The 1,431-nt window shown below is 38.2% G+C and carries 1 protein-coding gene; it reads left to right on the top strand.

The window, feature by feature from the left end:
• A partial coding sequence (locus HMPREF9144_RS13605; RefSeq protein ID WP_006046499.1) for a DUF416 family protein occupies positions 1–675 on the top strand: 675 nt, incomplete at its 5' end.
• Positions 676–1,431: the final 756 nt, after the last annotated feature.

Genomic DNA, 1,431 nt, shown 5'->3' with positions numbered 1-1,431 from the left:
AATATCTTTGCAATGGGATATCCCAAAGTAAACGAAAGTAGAGTTTTTCACGACAAAGAAAATTGGATAGAAATACTACACTTATGGAAAGAACTAAAAGCTAAACTGTTAGGAATGAACGAAGAAATAAACAAGTTGATAGACGCATTGCCCCCAAACAAGCAACTGTTGTTTGGTGTTTGTTGCGTTAAAAGAATAGAAAACTGCCTTTATAAGTTTCTGAAAAACAAAGAAGAAGAACCAGCAGCAATTGTAGTGGAGGGTGCAATTGATAGGCTTTTTAAGAGCTGTGTGCTGGCTTATTTCGCTAATAGCTGTATGATTTTTAGCGAGGAAGTACAAGCATTCGTAGAATATCTAATTCCCGATACCGACACAGACGGAAGCAATGAAGCTCTATATGCACAGAACGCAGCAATAGCATTGGCATATTGCATCAGATTCACAAAAGAGCAAAATGCCGACTTTATTCACTATTGTGCACTAAAAATATTTGAAACAATAGATGTTATGGCGTTCGACATATCAGATAATGAACGTTCAAACATACTCGTTTTGCAAGAAACAGCAACGCAAAAGAGAATTATAAAACTAATAGATGCTATGCCAAACAACTTCGACTTTAACGAAATAGAGGCGTTAAAAGAAACCATTGCCCAGTTTTCTATTGATTAATAATGCAATCGCCCAGTGGAAAACAATAATTAGCAGTATTGATAGATATGCCGCAGTAACTTATAAAAACAAGCAAAACCACTATATGTTGCACATATTAGTCCACAGAATGTTCAGCAAACACACTGCAAGGCTCATTCATTGCGTAACATCAGCGAACACACCGCAAGGTTTATTTATTACTTAAAATGTATATCAACGGACATTCCACAGGGTCTATTCATTGCGTAAATGTATAACAGCGAACACACCGTAGGCGTAGGGGCAGATTCATCTCGCCCGTACATCATTCATAATCCAACAAACACACCACAAGGTTTATTCATTGCATAAATGTATAAAGCGAACACACCGTAGGGGCAGATTTATCTCGCCCGTACATCATTCATAATCCAACAAACACATCACAAGGTTTATTCAGTGCGTAATATCAGCGAACACACCGTAGGGACAGATTCATATCGCCCGTACATCATTCATAATCCAACAAACACACCACAAGGTTTATTCAGTGTGTAAATGTATAACAGCGAACACACCGTAGGCGTAGGGGCAGATTTATCTCGCCCGTACATCATTCCCCGAGTTCAGGTTAAAGTTAAGGCTTTCAGGGCACAGTTCAGAGGAGTGACAGATATTCCTTTCTTTTTATATAGGCTTATGAAATTATGCGCTTAAGAGTATAGGCTTGCAACTGGGTTTTAGGACTGACCCCTAAATAGGTAGAGTAATATATAAACACAACAAAAAAGCCCT

It is taken from the genome of Prevotella pallens ATCC 700821, assembly GCF_000220255.1.
GTDB classification, from domain to species: domain Bacteria; phylum Bacteroidota; class Bacteroidia; order Bacteroidales; family Bacteroidaceae; genus Prevotella; species Prevotella pallens.
This window is presented reverse-complemented; position numbering and strand designations above follow the sequence as displayed.